At 43.2% G+C, this 22,867-nt stretch carries 19 protein-coding genes; 8 read left to right on the top strand and 11 right to left on the bottom strand.

All coding sequences use genetic code 11. The features are described from left to right. On the top strand, positions 1-318 hold a 318-nt coding region (locus G561_RS0105670; protein WP_028858684.1), incomplete at its 5' end, for an integrase core domain-containing protein. A gap of 358 nt (positions 319-676) precedes the next feature. Here G561_RS0105670 and G561_RS0105665 read toward each other — a convergent pair. Then, complete coding sequence (locus tag G561_RS0105665) at positions 677-2,440, bottom strand: amidohydrolase (RefSeq protein WP_028858683.1); 1,764 nt, start codon at positions 2,438-2,440, stop codon at positions 677-679. Positions 2,441-2,543: 103 nt separating this feature from the next. Next, the gene (locus G561_RS0105660) at positions 2,544-3,317 is read right to left on the bottom strand and encodes a glucose 1-dehydrogenase (RefSeq protein ID WP_028858682.1); all 774 of its coding nucleotides are present in this window, start codon (positions 3,315-3,317) and stop codon (positions 2,544-2,546) included. Between the two features lie 307 nt (positions 3,318-3,624). On the opposite strand from G561_RS0105660, the gene G561_RS14045 reads away from it, so the two are divergent. The 3 genes from G561_RS14045 to G561_RS0105645 all read left to right on the top strand — a co-directional run bounded on the left by G561_RS14045 (position 3,625) and on the right by G561_RS0105645 (position 5,213). After that, positions 3,625-4,206, top strand: coding sequence for a hypothetical protein (locus G561_RS14045; RefSeq protein ID WP_051584390.1), 582 nt, complete (start codon positions 3,625-3,627; stop codon positions 4,204-4,206). 181 nt (positions 4,207-4,387) lie between these two features. Then, on the top strand, positions 4,388-4,930 hold the full coding sequence (locus G561_RS0105650) for a ferritin (RefSeq protein ID WP_028858681.1): 543 nt from the start codon (positions 4,388-4,390) through the stop codon (positions 4,928-4,930). A gap of 70 nt (positions 4,931-5,000) precedes the next feature. Beyond that, a complete protein-coding gene (locus G561_RS0105645; protein ID WP_028858680.1) occupies positions 5,001-5,213 on the top strand; it encodes a hypothetical protein in 213 nt (70 codons plus the stop codon). 111 nt (positions 5,214-5,324) lie between these two features. Here the strand turns inward: G561_RS0105645 and G561_RS14040 are convergent, their stop codons facing one another. Next, complete coding sequence (locus tag G561_RS14040) at positions 5,325-6,104, bottom strand: BPSS1780 family membrane protein (protein ID WP_051584389.1); 780 nt, start codon at positions 6,102-6,104, stop codon at positions 5,325-5,327. A 248-nt stretch (positions 6,105-6,352) separates the two neighbouring features. Continuing rightward, on the bottom strand, positions 6,353-7,372 hold the full coding sequence (gene hemH / locus G561_RS0105635) for a ferrochelatase (RefSeq protein ID WP_028858679.1): 1,020 nt from the start codon (positions 7,370-7,372) through the stop codon (positions 6,353-6,355). A 388-nt stretch (positions 7,373-7,760) separates the two neighbouring features. On the opposite strand from hemH, the gene metX reads away from it, so the two are divergent. The 3 genes from metX to G561_RS0105620 all read left to right on the top strand — a co-directional run bounded on the left by metX (position 7,761) and on the right by G561_RS0105620 (position 10,637). Then, positions 7,761-9,023 carry a homoserine O-succinyltransferase MetX gene (metX, locus tag G561_RS0105630; RefSeq protein WP_255210300.1) on the top strand — a complete coding sequence of 421 codons (1,263 nt, stop codon included), beginning with the start codon at positions 7,761-7,763 and terminating at the stop codon, positions 9,021-9,023. 1 nt (position 9,024) lies between these two features. Beyond that, on the top strand, positions 9,025-9,639 hold the full coding sequence (metW, locus tag G561_RS0105625) for a methionine biosynthesis protein MetW (RefSeq protein WP_028858677.1): 615 nt from the start codon (positions 9,025-9,027) through the stop codon (positions 9,637-9,639). Between the two features lie 416 nt (positions 9,640-10,055). Then, a complete protein-coding gene (locus G561_RS0105620; RefSeq protein WP_037031771.1) occupies positions 10,056-10,637 on the top strand; it encodes a tetratricopeptide repeat protein in 582 nt (193 codons plus the stop codon). Between the two features lie 147 nt (positions 10,638-10,784). Here the strand turns inward: G561_RS0105620 and G561_RS0105615 are convergent, their stop codons facing one another. The 7 genes from G561_RS0105615 to G561_RS0105585 form a co-directional block, all read right to left on the bottom strand. After that, positions 10,785-12,176 (bottom strand): FAD-dependent oxidoreductase, encoded by a 1,392-nt coding sequence (locus G561_RS0105615; RefSeq protein ID WP_320158240.1) that lies wholly within the window; start codon positions 12,174-12,176, stop codon positions 10,785-10,787. Between the two features lie 136 nt (positions 12,177-12,312). Next, positions 12,313-13,500: an isovaleryl-CoA dehydrogenase gene (locus tag G561_RS0105610; protein WP_028858674.1), complete on the bottom strand. Its 1,188-nt coding sequence runs from the start codon at positions 13,498-13,500 to the stop codon at positions 12,313-12,315. A 102-nt stretch (positions 13,501-13,602) separates the two neighbouring features. Then, positions 13,603-14,514: a hydroxymethylglutaryl-CoA lyase gene (locus G561_RS0105605; RefSeq protein ID WP_028858673.1), complete on the bottom strand. Its 912-nt coding sequence runs from the start codon at positions 14,512-14,514 to the stop codon at positions 13,603-13,605. Between the two features lie 84 nt (positions 14,515-14,598). Continuing rightward, a complete protein-coding gene (locus G561_RS0105600; RefSeq protein WP_028858672.1) occupies positions 14,599-16,740 on the bottom strand; it encodes an acetyl/propionyl/methylcrotonyl-CoA carboxylase subunit alpha in 2,142 nt (713 codons plus the stop codon). 112 nt (positions 16,741-16,852) lie between these two features. Beyond that, positions 16,853-17,680, bottom strand: a complete 828-nt coding sequence (locus G561_RS0105595; protein ID WP_028858671.1) for an enoyl-CoA hydratase/isomerase family protein — start codon at positions 17,678-17,680, stop codon at positions 16,853-16,855. Between the two features lie 58 nt (positions 17,681-17,738). After that, positions 17,739-19,349, bottom strand: a complete 1,611-nt coding sequence (locus G561_RS0105590) for a carboxyl transferase domain-containing protein (protein ID WP_028858670.1) — start codon at positions 19,347-19,349, stop codon at positions 17,739-17,741. 129 nt (positions 19,350-19,478) lie between these two features. After that, positions 19,479-21,179 (bottom strand): AMP-binding protein, encoded by a 1,701-nt coding sequence (locus G561_RS0105585; protein WP_051584393.1) that lies wholly within the window; start codon positions 21,177-21,179, stop codon positions 19,479-19,481. Between the two features lie 658 nt (positions 21,180-21,837). Here G561_RS0105585 and hslO point away from each other — a divergent pair. Then, positions 21,838-22,767 (top strand): Hsp33 family molecular chaperone HslO, encoded by a 930-nt coding sequence (hslO, locus tag G561_RS0105580; protein WP_028858668.1) that lies wholly within the window; start codon positions 21,838-21,840, stop codon positions 22,765-22,767. The last annotated feature ends 100 nt before the right edge of the window (positions 22,768-22,867 follow it).

Below are 22,867 nucleotides of genomic sequence, written 5' to 3'. Positions count from 1 at the left end.
AGTGATCGCGGCGTTCAGTACTTATCCATTCGCTATACGGATAAGATGGCTGATTCTGGCGTTATTGCATCTGTTGGTACAACCGGTGATTCATACGATAATGCGTTAGCTGAAACGGTTAACGGACTTTATAAAACAGAGGTGATTGAATATTTAAAACCGCAGTGGCGGGATGCGTATGATGTTGAATTAGCAACCCTTGAATGGGTCGATTGGTTTAATAAAACTCGCATTCATAGTACGATTGGTTATGTGTCGCCTTTTGAGTTTGAGAGACGATACTATGATAGCCTTAATGAGTCAGACAAAGCTGCCTGACTCAAGCAATCCACTCTCCGATATAGTCGGGGCGGTTCACATTTAAATTATGAGTCATTGCACTATCCTTATGTTTTAAGTCATCATGCCTTAACGACATAGATAACCGTATCTCTTCCTGAAATACCGAACTTAATAACTAGATTAGAATATTTAATCAATAAGCGCAAATTTTATTGTTTTATTATGGTAGCTTTTGTTGACTGCTAATAGCTCATAAAAACAATCGCTCATAAAAAAACAATCGCTCATAAAAAAAGCCCAATCATTTCGATTGGGCTTTTGCTTAAAGGCGTTAGTCGCCTTTGTTAAATAAAAATGTTAAATAAAGAAACCATTATGACAACTTGTCTATTCACTATTGCATTTGGCCATCATTGACACTTTTTGCTTGGTAAATAGGTTTACCATTTTTAATGGTAGTTACCACCTTGATATCTCTAATTTGCATAGGCTTCACAGTCAGTGGATTGTTATCCAGCACCACAAAGTCAGCGACTTTGCCTACTTCTAGCGTACCCTTGCGGTCCTCTTCAAATAACTGATAAGCAGCATGACTGGTGATTGATTTTAAAGCTTGATAAGGACTGGCTTTTTGTCCAGAACCAATAACTTTTCCACTTCTAGACACTCTATTTACTGCGGTCCATAGGGTAAAGATAGGGTCAATTGGCGTTACTGTAGCATCTGAATGGTTGGTGTATTTAAGCCCTAGTTTGTCTGCACTGACTAGCGGGCTTAGAAACTCAGCACGTTTGTTACCTAAATTTTCAACGTGGACATCACCCCAGAAGTAGGCATGATTGGTAAAGAAAGAAGGCTCAATATTGTATTTTTCAAAGGTTTGAAGCTGGTCAGGGCGTACAAATTGAGAATGTACCACGATAGTTCTACGGTCTTTATCGAGTGGCTGCTGCAAAGCTTTTGCCGCATATTCATGTGCTTTGATAATCATATCAATGCTGGCATCACCATTGGCATGAATAAAGAGCTGATTGTCTGCAGCGTATGCTGTTTTAAACAAGTCATTTAACGCCTCTTGTGACAGGCTTGGCAAGCCCTTACAGTCACTGGCACAGCCTTCTACGTTGGTTAAATACGGTTCGCTAAAGTAAGCAGTTTTACCTTGCGGGGAGCCATCAGCAATAATCTTAGTACCTTGAACTTTAAAGCCGTTTTTATAGTCTTTAAATTTAAGCTCTGGGTCCTTTAAGTTACTCTCTAGCTCACTAAAACCTGCCAGCGACACTAAGTCAATTTTTAACTTACCTTGATCGGCTTGAGACTGGAAGAAGCGAATCGCTTCTCTATCAGTCATCCCATCTTGCGCGGTAGTTATCCCTTTTTCAGCATAGAAATCCTGGGTTTGGTCAAAGAACTCAGCTTGCTTGCTGTTGAGCACTTGAAGCATATAACCGACGAAAGGATACATCGCCGTTTCTTGCACCAAGCCATTTGGTTCACTTGAGTTTGGCAATCGACCAATCATACCGCCTTCTGGGTTTTCGGTCTCTGCAGAAACCTGCATTTTTGCCAGCGCAAGGGAGTTAGCAACTCCCATGTGGCCACTGGTATGCTGAATATATACTGGATTATTGGGAAGGACCTTATCAAGATCAATTTTAGTAGGATGGCGCTTATCGGTCAGTTGGCTTTCATCATAGCCCCAGCCATATATCCACTCTCCGTCAGCAATATTATTGTCGTTTTTATAAGCCACTAGGGCCGCTAACATTTGCTCTATGTTAGAAATACTGCCGACAGGAGGTGAGTTTAGATCCACTTGACCCATGGTATTAGATACCATGCCAAAATGACTATGCGGATCTATGAATCCTGGCAGTAAGGTTTTGCCTTTGAGGTCCACATGTTCAATATCAGCAAACTGATCTTTGGCTTTTGCCAAATTACCAACATAAACAATCTTACCCCCTTGCTCAACTACCGCCTCAACCATACTGGGTTTAATGGTATTCATAGGAATAATATCACCGTTATAATACAGATGAGCCTTAGTGACTTTAGCTGCGTTAGGTTCGACATTCACAGTATTTTCGACATTCGAACTGCAACCAGCAATTAGGCCTAAACTCACAATAGCGGGGATAATTTTTTTTAACATAACTTTTTATAGAACCCTTTAATTCAACCCAGTTTTACAAATCAATGGCTTATTTGGCACTAACTGCATATGTTGATCTTGCCCTTTAAAAATCATTAGCGGATTACTCTAAGGTTTGAACACCGCCACCATTGACAAATAAAGTCTGGCCACTGACCCATTCAGAAATTGGAGCGGCAAAGTATAACATGGCTCCTGCAATATCATCAGCGCTACCTAAACGTTTAATCGGGGTGTGCTGTAACATCGTTTCTTCAATCTCTGGCGTTAATACGCTTTCTAACGCTGCTGTCTTAGTAGCCCCTGGTCCCACAGCGTTAATACGTACTTCAGGACCAAAATCATGTGCCAAGTTGGCAACCATGTGATTAACTGCTGCTTTAGAGCCGCCATAACCGCTCATATTTGGGCTCTTATTAATACTCGACATTGAAGTGGTAAAGACAATAGAGCCGTAACCTGCTTTTTTCATGTACGGTACTACCAACTGACACAAACGCCAGCCGCTAAATACGTTTAACTCAAAGTCACGCTTGATATCATCAACGTCTATCTTAAACGGGTTCTCACGACCACCACCGCCACCACCAGCGTTATTAATTAGAATATGGATGGCACCGAATTGTTTCACCGTTTCTTCGGTTAATCTAACCAAATGCTCATCTTTTAGCACATTACATTCAATGGCCAGTGCCTTTACACCTAACGCCTCAATCTCTTTGGCAGCAGCTTGGGCATCTTCCAATTTTAAGTCAGCAATAACGATATTGGCACCATGCTTGGCTAACATAATCGCAGTGGCCTTACCGATACCATTTGCTCCACCGGTAACAATCGCTGTTTTGTCGGTTAAATTGAATAATTCGCTCGTATTCATGGCGATGGCTCCTTAATCCTTCTGGATTTATTTTTATGGATTTCAATTGTTTTCATAATAATGAATTTATGTAGACCATAAACATAACAAATTCAACTTTAATCAGCAGTCATGATTTGTTTCTTTCCAGTAAGAGCTCAAAGTTTTATTTTGGCGCTAGTATGAACTATAATGCGTTCCTATTATTAAGTATAAAACAACAAAATACAAATATATTTTTATTTATACTTAATAATAAATAAGTTGTTTTTTGTATTATTGTTATTTATATCATATACTTACACAAAATATCTGTATCAAAGAAAATATGGAGGTAGCCATTATTACCGAAGACAGCCTCATTGAGCTAATACAGGCCTTTTTACTTGCAATATCTCTTATTTTTTGTACCTTTTATGCTATCAAAAGCCGCTTCAATATAGCCCGATCTTTTTGGATTGGTTCTGTGTTGGTCTTCTTATCTGCTATTCGCCGAGAACTGAGTTTTTTGTCAGATATATTAGTGCCTGAGGGATTTTTATTACTTGGTGCAAGTTATGAGTGGTGGGAAGATGCTGTATTATTCCTCATTGCTGTAACTGCTCTTGGTTTATTAACCTACGCTTGGCACTATGTTTCAGCAGTTCTAAAACAGGTTCCAACAGCGCTGTATATAGTCATCTTTTTGCTAGTTATACTTCAATATGTAGCTGAAAATGAAATAGGATTTAGTGCAATCAGCGGCAACATAGTGGAAGAGCTTTGTGAACTCATTATTTATACTATTACCTTTATGTATTTATGGCGCTTTAAGCTTGATGACTTTAATACTAGGTTTATTAAACAAACCAACCCTTTGGATCTGCGTTACAACTTTTTACCTCCATCACAGAATAAGAACAACTCATAACTCAGCCTTACTTATTAACTCAAGAATTGCTTTTATAATGAAATGAAATTAAAAGTTATGATCTCTTGAATTGTTATTTTTCATAGAGTCATATAACAAATTCCTGATAGCTTTTTATTTTAGATGGCGATTTCTATTTTAAATAAAAACAAGCAACAATAATTGATTGAGGACAATAATAATGAGTGATAAACGCATTTCAGATAGTATGGAGCAAGCCTTAAACGATCAAATGAATAATGAAGCTGCTCAAGCTCAGGCTTATTTAGCACTGGGAGTGTGGGCAGACTCAAACAATTATGCTGGTATTGCTGAATTCTTTTATAAGCATTCAGAAGAAGAGCGCCAACATATGTTTAAGTTCTTGGAATACATTCAGACCAGAGGCGGCGAAGCAAAAATAAGTGCTATCCCTGCTCCCCGTGATAATCCAGTAGATTTAGAATCTTGCATTGAAGATGTGTGGCAACATGAGCTTGATAACTCTAAGAAAATTTATCAGCTAGTGGATAAGGCTTTTGACGAGAGAGATTGGCCAACCTTTAATTTCTTGCAATGGTTCGTTAAAGAGCAAATCGAAGAAGAAGCGTTAATTGATGAGCTTCGTGATAAATTTGCTCTAGCTTCAGAAAGTAAAGACAACAACGCTAACTTCTACTCTCTAGATCGTGATATGGCAGATGCACCACAGGAAGCTGAGTTACCTCGCGAGCAAAACCTTTAATCAGCGACTTTTAGATTACGATAAGGTTTTTAAATTACCATAAAGATTTTTAATCACCAAGGAATGACTTATGAAAGACCCAATAGATACGGCGATAGATCTAGATTCAGTAGACGAAGCTGAAGACTTGCAACAAGGATTAACTCCAGCACATCGTCAGAATATCGATGAAGCACGTATTGATGAAATCTTAGTGGAAGATAGCTTAGACAGTACTGACTATCCTGATATTACTGATATTGCTGATGAAGATGCTGTTTCTCAGAGCCATGAAGATGAGTAACTGATTAGTTGTTAATAAAAAACACCGCACTGGTTACCGTTGCGGTGTTTTTTATTATAGCTGTCCATTTTCTTAATTTGCAGTTTCTTAATTTGCAGTCAGTATTTAGAATTAAGAGACAGGCTGGTCTGTCCATACATCACGATAACTTGTGTAATAAGTAATCATAAAAATTGGTATTAGAGCAACCACTCCAACTGCTAAAGTGATGACTGATCCAACCAGAAATACTATAGTGCCTACAATTAAATAAACGATAATTGGCGCAATATTTTTCAGGCATCCTTTAAAACTCATTTCCATGGCTTTAAGGGGTTTAACATCATGTAATACAACCAGTGCGGGCGCAAAGAATATGGACATAATCGCTGGAATGATCATTAAAATCATTAATAAACTTAAGCCTATTATCTCCAGTACCTGACTCTCTCCATATTGACCTAAATCTGCAAACGCTGTGCCAGTACTACTCAGCCCAGCCACAAATAACACCGCTATTATAACTAAAATAAATAAAGCCAAACAATAAAGTAAAATCAGAATAATTAGCGGAAAAAAGTGAGTTTTAAATCCTGCAAATAAGTGGCCAAACTTAAGCTCACCTCCTGTTGCTTGTGTAGCGGCTCCTTGAATGAAGCCTGCCATAAAGATAATAGATAACAAGGAGATGATAAAGCTGGTGTACTCTGAAAGTTGAGTAACCATAATCAAGGCTAGATAAAAAAGACCTATACCTACCCAGAGCAGCCATCGCTGTTTAAAAAGAGTCGCTGCTTCAGTTAGCCATTTGACCCCTGAGCCGGCCGAGCAAGACCGAGGCTCGGGTAATAAGTTAGGTAGCGAGTAACCATAATTATCTGTTGGAATGGGTGGTGGCGTATTTGGACTCATTTAAAATATTCCTTATACTTATTTTTTAGAAATCAAATTTTTTAAAAATCGAAGTTCTATTAGAAGCTTAAGTATTAGAAGCTTAAGTTATCAAGCCTCAGCCAACGAACTTTGATGAAATATGATTTGTGGCTATTTAAGTAAGTATTAAAACATTTTAAATCTATTGAGTATAAATATATTTTAATTATAAAAAAAACCATATTATTATCGAATATTGGTCTTTGTTATAAATTACTTGAATTAGCTTACGCCCAACCTTCAAGGGTAGCCGCCCATCCTGCAACCAGAGGTTTTACCAAAGCCTCGATCAAATCAATATGAGCTTCATCATCATTTAAAGCAGGAATGTAGTGGTATTCTTGACCACCAGCATTGATAAAGTTATCTCGGTTCTCCATTGCCAACTCCTCTAACGTCTCTAGGCAGTCAGCTGAGAAGGCAGGACTAACCACTTGCACCGATCGTACTCCTGCTTTGCCCCACTCTTCTAAAGTCACATCAGTATAAGGCTTAACCCATTCTTGTTTACCAAAGCGTGACTGGAAACTGATAATCCACTCATCATCACTCAGCCCTAACTCCTGTGCTACTTGAGCGGCAGTACATTTACAGCGCTTAGGATAAGGATCGCCTTTATCAGCATAAGGTTGCGGGATACCGTGGAAACTAAACATTAGCTTTTCAGGCTTGCCGTGTACCGCTTGGAAACGGCGTATCGAATCGGCCAATGCCTTAATATATAAGGGGTGCGCAAAGTAGTCTTTGACAATGGTGTAATTGGGCAGGTTGCGCTGCTTAAGTGACCACTTGGTTAACGCGTCGTACACCGCACCCCCTGAAGTGGCAGAATACTGAGGAAATAGCGGTAAGATAACAAAATGATCTACCCCTTCACTGCGCAGCTGATCCATCACATCGGGTATACCAGGGTTGCCATAGGTCATTGCGGCATGAACCGATACCTCAAAAGGGGCCATACTACCGCCCAAACGGGACTGCAACTTCGCTACTTGTTGACCTAGGATTTTGCGGATTGGAGAATCGCCTTCCCAAACACTAGAATAGGCCTCTGCCACACGCTTTGGACGAGTGGGTAGTACAAATAGATTAAGGATAATCGCCCACAAAAACTGCGGTATTTCAATTACCCTAGGGTCAGATAAAAACTGTTTAAGATAGCGTCGTACTGCGGGGGCTGTAGGCTCATCAGGGGTGCCGAGATTGACGAGCAAGACTGCAATACGGGGTGGCTTATTGGGTTTCATAATGCGCTGAGTGTCCTTGCTAAACCAAGTTTAATGATTTTATAAAAGCGTAATGGATCTGGCCTAGGCTTTCGTTGTCTACTGTTGACTAAATAAATATAAAATTAATCAAATCTGCGACTTTAAGATTGATAACTCTTATTTAAGTCGCTGATTGACAACAGATATTGATTGGCCATAAAGCTTCAGTGTACCATTATTAATGGTCAATTTACTAAAGTAGTGCAAAACCATGATGACCAAATCTTATTGTAACAGTCATGGACCCGACCACCACAGATGCAAGTTGTACTTATAGGCCCTTACGCCTACAATAGCTATGACTAAACACTTCTAAGTCCCCATCCTAATTGACATAGCAAATATCATTATTGAGGTAATTTTGAGTATCCAATCGACCGCGACAGATCCAAAATTTGCCAACTCTGTGGGCATCGTAACCCCGCAGACGATGCATTTTGATACCCCCCTAACTTTAGAGTGCAACCGTACCTTACCTGAGTTTGATTTGGTTTATGAAACTTACGGTGAGTTGAATGCGGATAAATCCAATGCCATTCTGATTTGTCATGCCCTCTCAGGCAGTCATCATGCTGCCGGCTGGCACAGTGCAGAGGATAAGAAGCCTGGCTGGTGGGACAATATGATTGGTCCTGGTAAAGCCATTGATACCACCCGTTATTTTGTGGTCTGCCTGAATAACATTGGCAGCTGTCATGGCTCTACAGGTCCAACCACGCCCATTCCAGAGTCTAGCCTTGAGGGCACGCCAGGTAAGCCTTATGGCCCAGACTTTCCATTAATTACCATAAAAGACTGGGTAAAAACCCAAGCCATGCTCTCTGATCGCTTGGGTATAGAGGTATGGCACGCGGTGGTCGGCGGCTCAATGGGCGGTATGCAGGCCTTGCAGTGGTCAGTTGATTATCCTGATCGCTTAAAGCGCTGTGTCATCATTGCTAGCACCCCGAAACTGTCTGCTCAAAATATCGCTTTTAATGAGGTCGCCCGTCAGTCTATATTGTCTGACCCTGACTTTAATCAAGGCCGTTATCTCGAAGCCGGTACTTATCCTCGTCGTGGCCTCATCCTGGCCCGTATGGTGGGGCATATTACCTATCTGACTGAAGACGCCATGAAGTCTAAATTTGGTCGTGACTTAAAGTCTGGTAAATTTATGTACGGTTACGATGTCGAGTTCCAAGTAGAGAGTTATTTGCGTTATCAAGGGGAACGCTTTAGCAAAAACTTCGACGCCAATACCTATCTGCTAATGACCAAAGCTTTGGACTACTTTGATCCAACCCGATATTACGTCGATGATGAATCATTATCTGACTTAGAGGCGTTAAAGCAGACGCTTAAACATACCCGTTGCCAGTTTCTTATCGTGTCTTTTACCACGGACTGGCGCTTTGCTCCGGCCCGTTCACAAGAGATAGTCGATGCTTTAATGGCAAATGATAAACCTGTTAGCTATGTCAATGTTGACGCTCCACATGGTCATGACTCCTTCTTATTCGATATTCCGCGTTATATGGATGCCATTAAAGGCTTCTTAAACGCTCCCTTTTTAAGCACTAACCCTAAAGCCCTGCCTCAACAAGCTGAGGTAAACACTGAAACTGACACCCAAGCCAGGAGATCCTAACATGAGATTAGATCATGAACTTGCCAAACAATGGATTGCCCCTCACTCTCGTGTTCTAGATTTAGGGTGTGGTGACGGCTCGTTGCTTGAGCAGATGCAACAATCGCTGGGGGTCACCGGATATGGGCTTGAACTAGATGAAGAAAAAATTAACGAAGGGATTGCTAAAGGCTTAAATATCATCGAACAAGATCTCAATGATGGCTTAGCCCGCTTTGCAGATAACAGTTTTGATACGGTGGTTATGGCTCGGGCGCTACAAGCCGTTAAATCACCCGATACTTTATTATTAGACATGCTGCGTGTGGGACGAGAAGCTATCATTACCTTCCCTAACTTTGCTCATTGGCAAAACCGTCTCCATTTAGGATTAAAAGGGTTAATGCCCGTCTCTGAAGCGCTTCCTTATGAGTGGTACAACACGCCTAACATTCATTTATGTACCTTCAAAGACTTTGAAAAATTGTGCTCTGATAATGATATTAAAATCATCAATCGCTTTGCTGTTACCGACTCCCAGTCAAAAAGGCCCTCTACCCTAATGGCATCAATCATTCGTAAAGCGCCTAACTTACTGGCGGATGTGGCCATTTATAGAGTTACGAAATCCAAATAAGTGCTAAGCTCCCTTATATAAACTGTATTTTGGATAAACTATATACGGTGATGCTTCAAAGTTAAAATGACTGATAACAAATTAAATTGTTACTTAAACCTTTCTGGTATTACTTAGTTACAAATGTCTGAGGTAATTTGACTGTTAAATTATTGTTTAAGGCTATTTTAGCGTTAACAGCGTTTGAGTTTCGTCTTTTTGGGTGTTAAGCTATGTAAATCTTGTCGAATATATGTTATCGACATAACCTTCTAATCAAATTATTAGTGTCAATATCATCTTAAATGTTACCAATTTAGTGCAAAGCGAAGACAATAAATTGGGTTATGTTTAGATCCTAAGTATTTATAAATAAATTTTAGCTCAATGTTTGTCTAAATTTTTTGTTTAAATACAGTCAATTTCTGGATAACTCTATGAAACTTTTAAAAGCAACCCTATTCACTGTACTGTTTTCAACAGCAAGCTTGGCTCAAGCAGATCTAGTCTCAAACGTTCCGTTAGATGTGTCTCGTTTTGAGATGATGAACATCAATGAATTGACAAATCGTGCCAATCAAGGCAATGATCATGCCCAATTTTACTTAGCAAAACGCTACCAAAAAGGGGAAGGCGTTGCTAAAAACTCATTAAAAGCAATCGAATGGTACACCCGTGCCGCTAACCAAAACGTAACTCCAGCTCAGTTAAACCTAGGCATCATGTATGCCCGCGGTGAAGGCGTGGCTGTTAACGAACAACAAGCCCGCTATTGGTTAGAGCGTGCTGCAAAACGTGGTGATAACCGTGCTAGCTATACTCTTGCTTTGATTGATGAGAAGCAGCGCAAGCTAGTAGATGCTTACAAATGGTATGACCTTGCTGCTCGTGATGGCATGTTGAACGATGAAGTTCGCACTAAAGCTCGTGGTAAAATTGGTCAGTTAGCACTAAACTTATCAAGCTCTGATGTGGCTGCAGCTCGCAACCAAGCAGACAGCTGGTTCCAAAGCAAGTAGTTAGCAATAGCAAATAAGCTAACAACCAAAAACTAGCAAACCGAATAGCAAAAACCCAGCCATAAGGCTGGGTTTTTTACTTTCAGTTAAAGCCAAAGCTCACCTAGCTAGGCTAACGACTTGATCTATTTGGCACTCTTACTTGATCTATTTGGTACTCTTAATAGTGGCTGTGGCCACAACTTCCCCCTCCTCGGTTACTTGCTGCAATACCAGCTCATGACCCACTTCCGTTTTCGTATCACTAACCATTTGCCATTTAGCGTATTGCTCATCTGCAGTTGGGGTCCCTGTGGCACTAACAGAGATAGACTTGTTTTTTAATCGAATCATGGGCGGTTTATGTACATAAGCTTGATGTTCATAAGCCTTATCCGCCTGTGCAGGGTGTTGTTCTAAGTGGGCTAGAAGATGCTCAGCAATGGTTGAGGCCTGAGCTCTAAGAGGTGCCACATAGCGACAAGGTACCCCAGAAATTGACATACAGTCCCCAATGGCATAAATATTGGGATCACTAGTTTGTAGTGTTGTCTCTTGTACTGAGATGCCAGAGAGTCTGTCAAAATCTAGCTTGGCACTTTGAGGTAAGGCTTCTTCTACCTTAAGCCCGGTGCTCACTACTATATGATCTACTTCAAGTTTTTGCTCGCTCCCCTTACCACAGTCAGTCACGGTTAGCTGATAGCCGCCTGTTGCTAAAGTATTCACCTCTTCGACTCGGCTATTGCCCATAAAGTTAATACCTTGAGTAATTAAAGCCTGTTGGATTTTATTGCCGGCAATTTCAGGCAACATTAACGCCAAAGGGGTGTGATGCATATCTAATAAGCTAACTTTATGCCCTGCTTTAGTTAGGTCTTCAGCAATTTCAGTGCCCACCATGCCAGCACCAATGACTGCAATATGCTTCGCCTCATGCGAGTTTGATAATGCTTGCTCAATACTATTAAAGCCCTCAATATGGTTAATGTGCCATACATGTTGGGCATCTATAGTAGGCGGAATGGCAGGAGTGGCCCCAATAGCCATGACTAATTTGTCATAGCTTAGCTGAGCATTATCTAGTAGCACCTTGCGATTTTCGCTATCAATAGCAACTACCGTACTGTTTGCCAATAACTCAATCCCAGCCTTAGTAGCAGCCTCCTCACCAGTAAAGCGTATCAAGTCTGTGGCGGTTTTTTTCTGACTAAAAGCTGCTGATAACATGGGCTTATGGTAGCGATCCGCATTATCAGCAGCAATTAAGGTAATGGCCACCTCTTTATCTAATGCTCTTATTGCATCAACTACCGACCAACCCGCTAGACCTGCCCCTATAATTACAATTTGTCGATGCTCACTTTGATAAGTGTCACAGTTACACTGCTCTGTGACTTCGTCAACCGCACGAAACTCTGACTTACCGACCCCACATAAGGGGCAACTAAAATCATCAGCAAGTTTAGAGAATTGAACGGCACTTTGTGACTTAACATCTGCTTCTGCAGGGTATACCCAGCCGCAAGCTTGGCACTCATATTGGGTGATATTCATCATGCATCCTTTTCAATTATTACTTTTTAACTTTTATTTATAACCTATCTTACTCTTAATTCAATAAAAAAACGCCCCAATCATGACGATGGGACGTAAGTTTATCTTTTGGGACATCAGTAAGATAGGCCAATAGATATTATTTGGTTTCGTTAAACAATTCGCGACCAATTAGCATACGGCGAATTTCACTGGTGCCTGCTCCAATCTCATATAGCTTGGCATCTCGCCAGAATCGGCCCAGTGGGTATTCATTGGTATAGCCATTACCGCCAAAAATCTGAATACCTTCTCCTGCCATCCAAGTCGCTTTTTCGGCGCACCACAAGATGACACTGGCACAATCTTTACGCACTTCACGGCTATGACCTGCACCCCGTTCATCGAGCAGATCTAAGTTTTTGCCCACAGTGTATAAGAAGCTTCGGGCTGCTTGTAAGATGGTATACATGTCGGCCACTTTGCCTTGAATCAATTGGAACTCACCGATAGGCTGACCAAACTGCTTACGGTCATGAATGTAAGGAATAACATTGTCCATCACAGCTTGCATGATACCGACTGGGCCGGCGGCTAGTACTGCACGCTCATAATCTAGGCCACTCATCAACACCTTGACCCCATTATTTAAGCCGCCCATGATATTTTCTTCAGGCACAAAAACATTCTTAAAGGTCATCTCACCGGTGTGACTACCGCGCATACCCAGCTTATCAAGCTTTTGCGCGGTACCAAAGCCTTCCATACCCTTTTCTATTAAGAAGGCTGTGATGCCTTTCGCGCCGAGCTCTGGATCGGTTTTGGCATAGACCACCATTACATCAGCATCTGGGCCATTGGTAATCCACATCTTGCTCCCGTTTAGCACATAACCACCGTCTTTTGCTTCAGCCCGCAGCTTCATACTGGTCACATCAGACCCTGCCCCTGGCTCACTCATGGCCAAAGCACCCACAAATTCACCGCTGATAAGCTTCGGCAAAAACTTCTGCTTTTGCGCCTCACTACCATTACGCTTAATTTGGTTAACGCATAAATTTGAATGGGCGCCATAGCTTAGCGCTACTGAAGCTGAAGCACGACTAATCTCTTCCATCGCAATCATATGCGCCACATAACCCATGTCCACACCGCCATACTCTTCAGGTACAGTTATACCGTGTAGGCCTAGGTCGCCCATTTTTTGCCATAAGTCCATTGGGAACTCATCGCTACTGTCAATCTCTGCTGCCCTTGGAATAATCTCTTTTTCAGCAAAAGCTCGAACCGTATCACGAAGCGCTTGAATGTCTTCTCCTAACTGAAAGTCTAACCCTAGTAAACTCATAAATATCCCTTTTATGTTAATCATTAATTAATTGCTATGAAATAAACCGCATCTTTAGCTACAAATAAATAGCGGCTAATAGGTAACGCTTCTGACTAAAAGCTACTGCTGCTTAGCCAATAAGGCTTTCGCCGTTCTCGAACCGTTGGCTCGGCCCAAAAAATCACTGATTTGCTGACCGACATAGATCAGCTTATCCAAATCTATTCCTGTTTCAATCCCCATACCCTGTAGCATATACACCACATCCTCTGTTGCAACGTTGCCAGTTGCTCCCTTGGCATAAGGACAGCCGCCTAAGCCTGCAACAGAGGTATCATACTGTGCCACTCCTAAACTTAACGAGGTTAAAATATTGGCCAATGCCTGACCATAGGTATCATGAAAATGACCGGAAATGTCTTTCACATCAATGTGTTGCATTGCCGCTTTTAAAGCGTTTTGTACTTTGACCGGCGTGCCAACGCCAATGGTATCGGCAATACCAATATGCTCAGCGCCAATTTCTACCAATCGCTTAGTGACATACGCCACTTGGCTAGGGGCAATCTCTCCCTCGTAAGGACAACCCACAGTACAAGAAATCACCCCTCTGACTTTTATGCCAGCGGCTTTAGCAGCCTCAGCAACAGGGGCAAAGCGCTCAATACTTTCATCAATACTGCAGTTGATGTTCTTTTGGCTAAAGGTTTCACTGGCAGACCCGAAAATAACCACTTCATCAGGTTTGAAGGCCAACGCATTTTCGAAACCACGCAGGTTTGGAGTTAATACGGAATAACAAACTTCAGGCCTGCGAGAGTGATTAATCAATTGCATCAGCTCGCTGTTGTCTCCCATCTGTGGCACCCACTTTGGCGACACAAAACTGGTGGCTTCAAGCTTATTAACCCCCGCATTAATTAAACCTTCGATAAGCTCAAACTTAATCTTGGTCGGCACAGTTTGCTTTTCGTTCTGTAGCCCATCTCTTGGGCTAACCTCAATAATCTGAACCTTGTCTGGATAATTCATGGGCGTAACTCGTTTTCAATTGGGTTTAAAGTGACTTGGATTTAAAGCGCCTTGGATTCAAAGCGAATAAACAGCAGTTACACACTATGCAGGCTCAGTCTCTAGTGTTAACAGCTCATCGCCATCGGCCACCAAATCACCTGGCGCAAATAACAGCTCTGCTACTATGCCATCAGTAGGGGCATTAATGGTGTGTTCAATTTTCATTGCCTCAATCACCGCCAACGCTTGACCACGTTTCACTACATCTCCTGCTGCCACCTTGAAAGCAACCACTTGACCTGGCATTGGTGACTTTAAGCTACCCGCCGCTTGCGTATCTCCTTCGACATGTGCCATCGGGTCAATCAAGGTAATGCTGCCACTGCCCTCATCACTAAAAATATGTACCTTTTCATTTTCTACCCAGCTTTGTAGCTTTTTACGCTGGCCATCTAGCCACAGTACATAGCTGTCAGCATCGCCTGTGCTGTATTCAATATTGCCGTTATACAGCACTGAATCAGAAGCTTGGGCTTGGGCTTGGGCTTGGGGTTGCTCGTCTTTATTAACCAATTTCAGGGTTAAGTCAAAAACCTGACTGCCTTTGCTGTCTGAGCTTTGGGCGCCACCCGCTTTAACATTACTAATAGTGGCCAGATAACTTTGCTCTTGCTCACCTTGACTTAATAACAGCTCAAACTGACGCTGATAGTCACTAAAGCCTCGCCAGCCCCCAAGTTTACTAAAAGGATCGTTGCTTTGAGTGTGATTGTTATCCGAGGTAGCCTGCTGCTCTGAGTTGAGCTTATTCACTACAGCTGATGCCACCATTAGTGGTAGCGATAACGGCTGCTGGTTAAATAACACTTCTTTTTCACGTTCAATAAGCGCCGTATCTAATTTAGCTTGACTAAATGACTCGGTCGCTAAGACATGACGCAAAAAAGCCACGTTATTGGGTAAGCCGACAATTCTGGTTTGCGCCAACGCTTGGTCTAACTTCGCTAATGCTTGCTCACGTGTTGGGGCGTGTACAATCAGCTTGGCAATCATAGAGTCATAAAATGGGCTAATGACATCACCCTCTTCTACCCCATCATCAACACGGATAGCCCCCACGTTGAATTTAGTATGTTCCGGCTTACGGTAAGTGAATAAGGTGCCGGTCGCAGGTAAGAACTCATTGTCAGGGTTTTCAGCACAAATACGGGCTTCAATGGCATGACCGTTAATGGTCAGGTCCTGCTGTTTCACTGGGATTTCACCGCCCGCTGCCACCAATAATTGCCACTCTACCAAATCCATACCGGTAATGGCTTCTGTCACTGGGTGCTCCACCTGCAAGCGGGTATTCATCTCCATGAAATAAAAACCCATCTCTACTTTGCCATCACTTGAGGGGCGCTGCTCTACGATAAACTCAACGGTGCCGGCCCCCACATAGTTGACCGCACGCGCTGCATTGATAGCCGCGGTTCCCATGGCTTGGCGCATCGCCTCATCCACCCCTGGTGCTGGCGCTTCTTCCAACACTTTTTGGTGGCGACGTTGTACTGAACAATCACGCTCAAATAAATGCACATAATTGCCATGGCTATCACCAAATACTTGGATTTCAATATGGCGTGGGTTTAAGGCATATTTTTCGATAAGCACAGCATCATTGCCAAAGCTAGTAATGGCTTCACGGCGGCAGGAATCTAATAAGCTAATAAAGTCTTCACTACGCTCTACCAAACGCATGCCTTTACCGCCACCGCCTGAGCTGGCTTTGATCAGTAAAGGGTAACCAATTTTATCGGCCTCTTTGTGCAAAAACTCAGGATCTTGATTATCACCGTGATAGCCTGGAATCAAAGGCACGCCAGCAGTTTCCATTAATTGCTTTGATTCTGATTTCAGACCCATCGCGGTAATGGCTGAGGCTGAGGGACCAATAAACACAATGCCGGCTTCTTCACAAGCTTTGGCAAAAGAGGCATTTTCGCTTAAAAAGCCATAACCTGGGTGGATCGCTTCTGCCCCAGTCTCTTGGGCAATTTTAATCAGCAAGTCGCCTTTAAGATAACTGTCTTTTGGGGCTGAGCCGCCCAAGTAAACGGCTTCATCACAAGCACTAACGTGCTTAGCATAGCGGTCAGCATCTGAGTAGACCGCTACCGTACGCACGCCCATACGTTTGGCCGTTGCGGCCACTCGGCAGGCAATCTCCCCACGGTTGGCGATTAAAATTTTAGAAAACATAGCTATTCCTTTAGAAGTTGGCTCTTTTTTTAATTGGCCCTATGTGTGTTTATTCCTTTATTATCCTGAAGCAGACACTCAGTAAAGGGGTAGAGTTCTATAAAACTGGATACTAATTTAACCAATTTGGTTTACGTTTTTGTAAGAAGGATTGAACTCCCTCTTTGCCTTCATCAGAGGCACGGATATCTGCAATCCCTTTAACTGTCTGCGTAATAAGCGCCTCATCAATGGTCTCTTCGGCTACATATTGCACCAGCTGCTTACACTCTTTGACTGCATTTGGGCTATTGTTACGCAGCTTTTTGGCCACAGACGCTACTTTGGCATCAAGCTCCGCCGCGGCCACGCTTTCATGAATAAGTCCTATACGCTGTGCCTCTACGGCATCGAACACTTCCGCTGTTAACAAATAGCGGTGCGCCGCTCGTGCACCCATGGCTCTGATAACATAAGGGCTAATAGTGGCCGGGGCTAGACCTAAGCGCACCTCACTGAGACAAAAGTTAGCCGAATCCACCGCTATGGCGATATCACAAGCAGAAATCAGCCCAATACCACCGGCATAGACATCTCCTTGAATGGCGGCGATGGTAGGCTTAGGACAGCGATAAAGGGTACTCAGCATTTGGGCCAATTTATCGGCATCCGCTAAGTTCTCCTCACGGCTGTAGTCAGCCATAGCCCGCATCCAATTCAGATCAGCGCCAGCACAAAACGCTTTACCCTCTGCCGCTAATACAATTACTCGCACCTTCTCACTACTACCAAGCTGAGTAAAAGCTTGGTTTAGCTCAGCGATAACCTCATCGTTAAAAGCATTACGTTTATCAGGACGGGTCAGGGTTACGGTAGCAACATAATCATCTACGCTGACTTTTAACGTGGTTAACTCAGCTAAAAGCTGTAAAGTATCTGGTAGGGTTTGACTGACGGTCATAAGTCTCTCGCTTTGTTATCCTTGAAAGGGTTGGCTGTATATATGCTCTAACCAAGGCTTACATTCTAAATACCCCAAACTTAGTTTCTTCAATAGGGGCGTTATAGGCCGCACTTAAACCAAGTGCTAGTACTTTACGAGTATCTGCTGGATCGATTACCCCGTCATCCCAAAGACGTGCGCTGGCATAGTACGGATGACCTTGTTTTTCATACATCTCTTTGTAAGGGGCTTTAAAGGCTTCTTCCTCCTCCACGCTCCAGGCCTCGCCTTTGCGTTCAATATTGTCCCGTTTCACGGTGGCCAATACTGACGCTGCTTGCTCACCACCCATCACTGAAATACGTGCATTCGGCCACATCCACAAGAATCTTGGACTATAGGCTCGGCCACACATGCCGTAGTTACCAGCACCGAATGACCCGCCGACAATGACCGTAAACTTCGGCACCTTGGCATTGGCAACGGCCATCACCATCTTCGCACCATGACGGGCGATGCCTTCGTTCTCGTATTTACGACCGACCATAAAGCCGGTGATATTTTGCAAAAACACCAAGGGGATATTGCGCTTACAACACAGCTCAATAAAGTGGGTGCCCTTTTGTGCTGACTCACTAAACAAGATACCATTATTGGCAATAATGCCCACTTTCATGCCTTCAATATAAGCGAAGCCGCACACCAAGGTGGTGGCAAAACGGGCTTTAAATTCATCAAACTCGCTAGCATCCACAATACGCGCAATGATTTCACGGATATCAAATGGTTTACGGGTATCAGTTGGAATCACCCCATACAGCTCTTTGGCATCGTATTTTGGCGCTCTGGGCTCTATTTGATTTGGGATTTGCTTCGGAGGACGGTTTAAGTTACCGACAATATCACGTGCCAGCGATAAGGCATGCAGGTCGTTTTGGGCCAGATAATCCACCACACCGGACAGACGGGTGTGTACATCGCCGCCGCCTAAATCTTCTGCGCTCACTACTTCACCAGTAGCGGCTTTTACCAATGGCGGTCCACCCAAGAAGATAGTGCCCTGGTCTTTGACGATAATAGATTCATCACTCATGGCCGGCACGTACGCACCCCCTGCGGTACAGCTGCCCATAACCACGGCAATCTGTGGAATGCCGGCAGCGCTCATATTGGCTTGATTAAAGAAAATTCGGCCAAAATGCTCTTTATCAGGGAACACTTCATCTTGGTTGGGCAGGTTGGCGCCACCTGAATCGACCAGATACACACAAGGCAAGTTGTTCTCTTGGGCAATTTCTTGGGCACGGAGGTGTTTTTTGACGGTCATGGGATAATAAGTGCCGCCTTTGACCGTCGCATCATTACAGACAATCATACACTCAATGCCATTGATACGACCGATACCTGCAATCACCCCGGCAGCAGGAATATCCGCATCATACATATCGAAGGCCGCCATCGGTGCCACTTCGAGAAAGGCGGTGCCTGGATCCAATAAACGCTCCACACGCTCGCGTGGCAACAGCTTACCTCGTGCTAAATGCTTAGCTCGAGAATGTTCTGGACCTCCTTGTGCAATCTTCTTTAGATGAGCGTGTAAATCATCGACTACTGCCTGCATGGCTGCTGTATTGTCGGCAAATTCTTTTGAATTCGGACTCAGCTTACTGGTAATAATGGCACTCATGACATCCCTTTTCTTTGATATTACTCGCCACTGCTTACCTTAACTATTGGTCGTCAGTGGCGGCTATTTATAATTAATGGCTACATAATTAATGGCTACTATTATTGAGAGCCACCCAACTTTTAGGGTTTATAGCCCCAACTCTTCGATCATCATCTCAGTAATTTTATACTTCTGAATTTTTCCGGTGATGGTCATTGGGTATTCCTCGACGAAGCGGAAGTACTGCGGAATTTTATAGTGGGCAATGTTTTCTTTACAGAACTGCTTCACCTCCTCCTCTGTTAGCTCCACGCCTTTCTTCGCAATAATCCATGCTGCCAATACCTCACCATACTTCTTATCTGGCACCCCAACGACTTGCACATCGCTAATTTTTGGATGACGGTATAAATAGTTCTCAATCTCTACCGGATAAATATTTTCACCACCGCGGATGACCATATCTTTACTGCGTCCGACCACTTTAATGTAGCCGTCCTCATCCATGGTGGCTAAGTCGCCAGTATGCATCCAGCCGTCTTGAATCGACTCGCGAGTTTTAAAGCGGCTGCCCCAATAGCCTTTCATCACTGAATAGCCTTTGGTCAGTAGCTCACCGGTTTCGCCAATAGGTACTACTTCTCCGGTCTCAGTATCAACAATTTTTACTTCTAAGTTTGGTTGCACCAAGCCAACGGTAGACACTTGTTTTTCTAGAGGCGTGTTTTTATTGGTTTGACAAGACACAGGACTGGTTTCCGTCATACCATAAGCAATGGTTACCTCGCTCATGTGCATCTCATCAATGACACGGCGCATCACCTCAATGGGACAGCTCGAGCCGGCCATAATGCCGGTACGTAAGGTCGATAAGTCATATTTATCAAAGTCTGGATGCTCAAGCTCTGCAATAAACATAGTCGGTACCCCATGCAGTGCAGTGCACTTCTCGTCTTGTACCGCTTGCAACACGCTCAGTGGCTCAAATCCATCATTGGGATAAATAATACAGCCGCCATGAGTCAAAATGGCCAAGTTGCCTAGCACCATGCCAAAGCAGTGATACAGTGGCACAGGAATACACAAACGGTCCTCACAGCTTAGGTCCATTGCCTCGCCGATAAAATAACCGTTATTTAAGATATTACGATGGGTAAGGGTTGCCCCTTTTGGGGTACCTGTGGTGCCACTGGTGAATTGTACGTTGATAGGATCAGTGTTCTTTAGTTGCGCTTGACGCTCAGCGACGCGAGGATCGTTGGCATCCCCCTCTGTCATCCACTGTGAGAACTTCTGCATAAAGCCAAATTCTTCATCGGTATCTGGCTCATCAATCCAGATGATGCGCTCTACGGTGGGTATCTCTACCAAATCCAACTGATAGTAGGGCTTATGATAAATCTCAGGACACAGCTCACGGATGATACTGGCATAATCACTGCTCTTAAAATGGCGCATTAGCACCAACACTGAGCACCCCAGTTTATTGAGCGCATATTGCAATTCAAAGCTGCGGTAAGCGGGGTTGATATTGACTAAGATAACGCCAACTTTAGCAGTCGCTAATTGCATCAATAGCCACTCAGCATTATTATGCGACCAAATACCCACACGGTCGCCAATCTCCAGACCCATCTCAATCATTGCACTGGCCAACTGATTGACCTTTTGTTGCAGCTGACGGTAAGTCCAGCGAATATTTTGATGACAAACCACTAAAGCTTCTCTATCGGGATATTGCTCAACCATCGCATCAAAAAAATCACCGATAGTGGCCTCAATGAGCGGGGTTTCTGGCCCCCGATCCTGACTCATTGTTAAAGGCGCATTGGCAGATTTGGCGCCCATACTGACGCCTTTTAAGGAGCTTAAATCAATGGAGGGAGTTTTTTTGGAAACAGGAGCAACGTTGGGGGTGTTGCTTGAAGCGTTGACAGAACCAATCATAACGAATCCTTTCGTTGTTGCTATAACGTTATTACCATTAACGTTGTTATTAAAATTACATAGCTATTCACTATATAACAATAAGGTTAGCACTCAGCTTTGCTGCACGAGCGGCAACAGTGATTAGGTACTAACCCGCCCAAAGTCCTTTTGGATTACTATAACATCGATGACATTATCTCCGGTCACCGCAGCTGTGCTCTGATATCCTATAAGCCTAACTCTTCTAACAGTAGGCAATAAAATTTATTAACTCGGTTATTTATTTTTAAAACAATAGCTTAGTCTTACAATCACTGACTATCAGGACACAGCTGTTTACTGCTCCAGTATAAAGGCTAATCCTAGTCGCTGTCAACCTAAGCCGCCTCTCAAGTGTTACTTATCTACTAACTCATCAGGTCAACTTTAGCTTAATTTAGTTAAGTTACTCCTAAAAACTTAGCTTTCCTACTCATTTTTATATTGATAAACTGGACATTACACCCCATATAACTTTTCTAACTAACTCAAGACTATTTCATTGATAACCGCACTATATAACTGATTGAGACACTAAATGACTGAACTTACTGATTTACGTCAACGCTTTTTTATCGCAGACTCACCTGTCCGTGGTGATGTGGTCCGCTTACAACAAAGCTATGCCACCATCACTGCCCAAAAAGAGTACCCAGAATCAATCAAGCGCCTACTGGGTGAGATGTTAACAGCAGCCAGTCTACTGATTGGTACGCTTAAGATTGACGGGACTTTATCTATTCAGCTACAGTCCTCCGATGAAAGCAGCCTACTGAATTGGGCCATGGCAGAATGTGACCAATCAGGCATCATTCGTGCTTTAGCCAGTTGGAAAAACGATACCGAAGAACAGCAACAAGCATGGGCGGATAAAACCAGTGCTGATGAAGCTTTTGCTGAATTAGGCGCTGTGGGTAAAGGGGTTATGTTCATTAATATTCAGCCTGCCAAAGGCGAAGCCTATCAAGGTATTGTTGAAAGAAGCCACGATAATCTGGCCGAGTGCTTAGCGCACTATCAACTACAATCCGCACAAATCCCAACCCTGATTAACTTAGCCTGTGATGGTCTACAAGCCGGCGGTATCCTAGTCCAGATGCTACCTCGTACCGCAGAAGAGCAATATCAAGTAGAGCAAGACGAGACAGCAGGTATTGATGACGATCTATGGACACGGTTAACTTTACTCACTCGTACGGTTAAATTTGAAGAGTTGACCACACTTGATGCCAACGAAATTATCTATCGTTTGTATAACGAGGAGAGCGTGGTGGCCCCAGACCCTGTCGCCTTGGAGTTTGGCTGTACCTGTTCTCGTGCTAAGTGTGAAGCCGCTATTGTTCAACTTGGCGAAGCAGAAGCCCTAGAAATCATTGAAGAGCAAGGTGGCAACTTTGAAATGGATTGTGGATTCTGTGGCTCTATCTATAAATTCAATAAAGCCGACATTAATGAGATTTTTGGCTAATTAACCTTTAATTATTTGGTTATGCGCTAAGCTATAATGGTATAGTTTATTAAGCGCTTAATTGCTATAAAAAAACCTCCTAAACCCAGGCTTAGGAGGT

The organism is Psychrobacter phenylpyruvicus DSM 7000 = NBRC 102152 (genome assembly GCF_000685805.1).
Lineage (GTDB): Bacteria > Pseudomonadota > Gammaproteobacteria > Pseudomonadales > Moraxellaceae > Psychrobacter > Psychrobacter phenylpyruvicus.
Note: the sequence above shows the minus strand (reverse complement) of the source record. Positions and strands in the feature narration are given on the sequence as shown.

Excerpts from the sequence above, each read along its gene's own strand:
- G561_RS0105605 (WP_028858673.1), bottom strand. The coding sequence starts at position 14,514 with ATGAATTATCCAGACAAGGTTCAGATTATTGAGGTTAGCCCAAGAGAT.
- G561_RS0105645 (WP_028858680.1), top strand. The coding sequence starts at position 5,001 with ATGAAAGACCCAATAGATACGGCGATAGATCTAGATTCAGTAGACGAA.
- G561_RS0105665 (WP_028858683.1), bottom strand. The coding sequence starts at position 2,440 with ATGTTAAAAAAAATTATCCCCGCTATTGTGAGTTTAGGCCTAATTGCT.
- G561_RS0105585 (WP_051584393.1), bottom strand. The coding sequence starts at position 21,179 with ATGGGCGCCAAATCTGCCAATGCGCCTTTAACAATGAGTCAGGATCGG.
- G561_RS0105660 (WP_028858682.1), bottom strand. The coding sequence starts at position 3,317 with ATGAATACGAGCGAATTATTCAATTTAACCGACAAAACAGCGATTGTT.
- hemH (WP_028858679.1), bottom strand. The coding sequence starts at position 7,372 with ATGAAACCCAATAAGCCACCCCGTATTGCAGTCTTGCTCGTCAATCTC.
- G561_RS0105650 (WP_028858681.1), top strand. The coding sequence starts at position 4,388 with ATGAGTGATAAACGCATTTCAGATAGTATGGAGCAAGCCTTAAACGAT.
- G561_RS0105610 (WP_028858674.1), bottom strand. The coding sequence starts at position 13,500 with ATGAGTTTACTAGGGTTAGACTTTCAGTTAGGAGAAGACATTCAAGCG.
- hslO (WP_028858668.1), top strand. The coding sequence starts at position 21,838 with ATGACTGAACTTACTGATTTACGTCAACGCTTTTTTATCGCAGACTCA.
- G561_RS14040 (WP_051584389.1), bottom strand. The coding sequence starts at position 6,104 with ATGAGTCCAAATACGCCACCACCCATTCCAACAGATAATTATGGTTAC.
- G561_RS0105620 (WP_037031771.1), top strand. The coding sequence starts at position 10,056 with ATGAAACTTTTAAAAGCAACCCTATTCACTGTACTGTTTTCAACAGCA.
- G561_RS14045 (WP_051584390.1), top strand. The coding sequence starts at position 3,625 with ATGGAGGTAGCCATTATTACCGAAGACAGCCTCATTGAGCTAATACAG.
- G561_RS0105600 (WP_028858672.1), bottom strand. The coding sequence starts at position 16,740 with ATGTTTTCTAAAATTTTAATCGCCAACCGTGGGGAGATTGCCTGCCGA.
- G561_RS0105595 (WP_028858671.1), bottom strand. The coding sequence starts at position 17,680 with ATGACCGTCAGTCAAACCCTACCAGATACTTTACAGCTTTTAGCTGAG.
- metW (WP_028858677.1), top strand. The coding sequence starts at position 9,025 with ATGAGATTAGATCATGAACTTGCCAAACAATGGATTGCCCCTCACTCT.
- G561_RS0105590 (WP_028858670.1), bottom strand. The coding sequence starts at position 19,349 with ATGAGTGCCATTATTACCAGTAAGCTGAGTCCGAATTCAAAAGAATTT.
- G561_RS0105615 (WP_320158240.1), bottom strand. The coding sequence starts at position 12,176 with ATGATGAATATCACCCAATATGAGTGCCAAGCTTGCGGCTGGGTATAC.